This is a genomic window from Kribbella sp. (genome assembly GCF_035687465.1).
In the GTDB taxonomy this organism is placed as follows: Bacteria; Actinomycetota; Actinomycetes; order Propionibacteriales; family Kribbellaceae; genus Kribbella.
Genome location: NZ_DASRXP010000723.1, coordinates 1 through 3,721 on the forward strand (window position 1 = coordinate 1; position 3,721 = coordinate 3,721).

At 69.1% G+C, this 3,721-nt stretch carries 3 protein-coding genes; 1 reads left to right on the plus strand and 2 read right to left on the minus strand.

The annotated features are described in order from the left end of the window. Positions 1 to 458: DeoR/GlpR family DNA-binding transcription regulator (locus tag VFG33_RS39320; protein WP_325058131.1), on the minus strand; the 458-nt coding region annotated here is incomplete at its 3' end. Between the two features lie 70 nt (positions 459 to 528). Here VFG33_RS39320 and VFG33_RS39325 point away from each other — a divergent pair. Next, positions 529 to 1,695 (plus strand): MFS transporter, encoded by a 1,167-nt coding sequence (locus VFG33_RS39325; RefSeq protein WP_325058132.1) that lies wholly within the window; start codon positions 529 to 531, stop codon positions 1,693 to 1,695. On the opposite strand, the gene VFG33_RS39330 is transcribed toward VFG33_RS39325, so the two are convergent. Beyond that, complete coding sequence (locus VFG33_RS39330) at positions 1,692 to 2,609, minus strand: methyltransferase domain-containing protein (RefSeq protein WP_325058133.1); 918 nt, start codon at positions 2,607 to 2,609, stop codon at positions 1,692 to 1,694. The genes VFG33_RS39325 and VFG33_RS39330 overlap by 4 nt on opposite strands. Positions 2,610 to 3,721 lie beyond the last annotated feature (1,112 nt).

Genomic DNA, 3,721 nt, shown 5'->3' on the forward strand with positions numbered 1-3,721 from the left:
CCGACCATCGCCAGCTCGCCCGGTCTCGGTTCGCCGCCAGGCATCAGCAGGCGGACACCGGGCGCTCCCGTCAGCTCATTGGCGACCTGCAGGGACAGCGGCATCACGGTGACCGTGCGATGGCGGAGCAGCCGCGCCACCTCGAGTGCGGTCGTGCCGCTGTCGAGGACGATCGTCTCGCCGTCGCGGATGTTCTCCACCGCGGCCGCCGCGATCGCCTGCTTGGCCGCGATCGCCTCGGTCGCCCGCGCGACGAAGGGCGGCTCGACCCCGGTCGGCAGGGAAGTGATGGCCCCGCCGTGGATCCGCTTCAGGACCCCCTGGGCCGCCAGGAAATCGAGATCACGCCTGACTGTCATGTCGGATGCCCCGGTGGCAGCGACGAGTTCGGCGACACCGACCCGCGCTGACCCCCTCAGGCGCTCTACGATGACCCGCTGGCGCTCGAGACTCTTCATGAGGGAAAATCTAACATCCCAATGAGCGTTCAAACAAAATCTTTGTTTGGTTCTAGAAGGGGCTGATCGAGTGGTCGAGGAGGTTCGCCGCGCGCGTTACGCGGTCGGAGCGGTCTTCTGCGTGCACGGAGCGGTGACAGGATCGTTCGCCACCCGGGTGCCGTGGATCCAGGACCACGCCGGCGTGAGCGCCGGGCAACTCGGGCTGTCGCTCGCGTTCCCCGCCCTCGGGGCCGCGCTGGCGATGCCGCTCGCGGCCCGGATCAGCCACCGGCTGGGCACCCGCACCGCACTCCGCGGCCTGCTGGCGCTGTGGACCCTCGCACTCATCCTGCCGTCGCTCGCGCCGAACCTGCTGGCTCTTTGCGGAGCCCTCCTCGTGTACGGCGCGACCGCGGGCATGGCCGATGTCGCGATGAACGCCTTGGGCGTCGAGGTCGAACATCGGCTGAAGAAGTCGATCATGTCCGGCCTGCACGGCATGTGGAGCGTGGGCGCTCTGCTCGGCTCCGGAGTCGGCACGGTCGCCGCGCACCTCGACATCAGCGCCCAACTGCATCACGCCGTGGTCGCTGTCGTGCTCACCGTGCTCGGAGCGTTCGCCTGCCACTACGTCTTGAACCTGCACCCGACAGAGGATGAGGTCGCACCTCCACGGTTCGCGTTGCCACCGAAGTCGGCGCTGCTGATCGGCGCTGTCGGCTTCTGCGCGGTGTTCGCGGAGGGCGCGAGCCTGGACTGGTCCGCGATCTACCTCGAGGACGTGCTGACGACCTCCGCGGGTGTCGCGGCCGCGGCGACGACCGGCTTCACGCTGACGATGGCGGTGGCGCGGATCGCGGGTGACGCGGTGGTGGATCGCTTCGGCGCGGTTCGTACTGTGCGCATCAGCGGCCTGATCGCCACCCTCGGCGGCCTGCTGGTTGTCATCGCACCAAATCCGGTGATCGCGATGGCGGGCTTCGGCCTGCTGGGACTCGGCATCGCGGTAGTGGTTCCCCTCGCCTTCGCCGCAGCCGGCCACACCGGCCCGAACCCGAGCCAGGCGATCGCCGGCGTCGCCACGGTCACCTACGCCTCGGGCCTGGTCGCTCCGTCGATCATCGGCGGCATCGCTCAGGCGAGCAGCCTGACGATGTCGTTCATCGTCGTCACCGCCCTGACCACCGGCCTCGCCTTCTTCGCCGGCGTCCTCCGCCCCAAACCCTCAACGGCGCCATCCGCCCAAGCCGGCTAGGCCCGCTGGGCGGTGAGGATGACGTAGTCGTTAGTGGACTTGAAGGCGGGGGGATCCTCGTTCACTTCGGTGATCACGGCCCGCAGCCGCGACAGCAGCTCAGCCTCGAGCTCCTTGCCGTCGGGATGCCCGGCCAGCGCACTCATCGCACTGACCGACATCGGATGCTGCGCCCCCTTCGCCAGATACGCCTCCGGCGACACTTCCCTGAACTCCAGCCCGCGCCGAGCAAGCTCAACCTCGAACCCGTACGGCGCGAACGCGGCCCGCACCACGTCCACATCGAACCAGGCGAACGGCTTCGGTTGAGCAGCTACAGCGATCACCGGAACGGCTACGCCCGTGACCCTTCCAGCCGCGCCGACGGCGGTTCCGGGTGCGGTGGTTCCGGGTGCGGCGGTTCCGGCTTCGGCTGGTTTGCCCATCACCTCGGCCATGAACTGCTCGGCCACCTTGTTGATCGCCGACAGCGGTCCACCAGGCGGCCACGCGGTGAAGCGGATGATCCCGCCGGGCGCGGTCACGCGAACCAACTCGGCGATCGCCGCTTCACCATCCGGCGCAAAGATCGTGCCGAATACCGACAACACCAGGTCTGCGGACTGATCTGCCACGGCGATCGACGCCGCGTCCCCTGCCACAAAGTTCACCTCGACCTGCTCCGCAGCAGCCCGCTCCCGAGCAACCTCCAGCAGCCGCGCGGCCGGGTCAACCCCAGTCACGACCGCCCCTCGCTCCGCCGCCATCAAAGCAGCGTTGCCAGTTCCGCACCCGACGTCGACAACCGACTTCCCGGCCAACGCCCCGGACAACCCGACCACCACCTCGGACACCGGCCGCAAGTACTCCCCCGTCGGCTCATACCGCCCAACACCCCAGTCGATCGCCACACCCAGCCCCTCCCCCGTAGACACCAAGGCCATCATCATGCCCGCCGACCGGATCCCTCGCGCCGAACCGACCAGAACCCTTCCCATTCAGGCACCCACACCCGCACCCCGTCCAGGACCGACCGCCCCGATCCCAAGTGGTTGCCGCCAGCAACTCTGAGACCTGGTACGACGGTGCGCTGGGTCGGTGGTTGCCATCGGGCGAATTGGGACTGTGGTTGCGCCCGCGCCTTGGTGCTGTGGTTGCGGCGCCCACGCCTTGGTGATGTGGTTGCGCCCGCGCCTTGGTGATGTGGTTGCGGCGCCCGCGCCTTGGTGATGTGGTTGCGCCGGTGCATTGGTGCTGTGGTTGCGCGGTCTCCGCTGCGTGATGGTGCTAGCCGAGGTACTGGGTGTCAAGGGCGCTTCGCGGCCCTTCGGGCTCGAACAAGTTCGCCCCTTGACACCCACCACCTCGGCCAGGGAAGGACGCAGCTACGCGGATCCGCGCTGACGTGTGAGCAGCATCAGGGGATTCCGTTCGCCCGGGTGGTCCCGGCGGGATGTTCGGCGATTCCGCTGATTCCGTCGGCCCGGGTGGCGCCGGTTACCGACGTGACCCCATCCGGACCTACAGAAGTCGCGGAACCCTGTCCGGGAACCGGTTTCCCGGTTTCGGTGGGTTCTGTAGGTCTGGGTGGGGGGCCGTGCTGGAGGTCGTGGCGTGGTTCGGTCGGCTGCCGGCTTGTGGGGCCGATGCCGGTCTACTGGGCGCTATCGGTCGAACAGCCCGCTATCGGCGGCAGGCGCGCCCGGTCGGATGCCGGGTCGTTGGACCGATGCCGGTCTACAGGACGGTATCGGCCGAGCAGGCCGCTATCGGCCGGGCGGTTCACCGGCTGGTCCACCTGGTGGTGCGCGCGTTCCGCTAGGTGGTTCGGCAGGGGGTGCCCCGGACGCCCAGCACTCAGTAACCTCCCGGCCAGGCACCGGAACCTCCCGGCCGGGCGTCGGCGCAGGCGTGGAGCCGCTCCGGCGGGGGCACTGGCGGGAGGTTGCTGAGTGGTGGAGGTCCGGGCCTTCGTCCTGCTGGCCGCATTCGCCCCGGTCGGCCCGAGGGATGCCGTCTGCCACCCCCAGCGGATTACCCGGGCGGC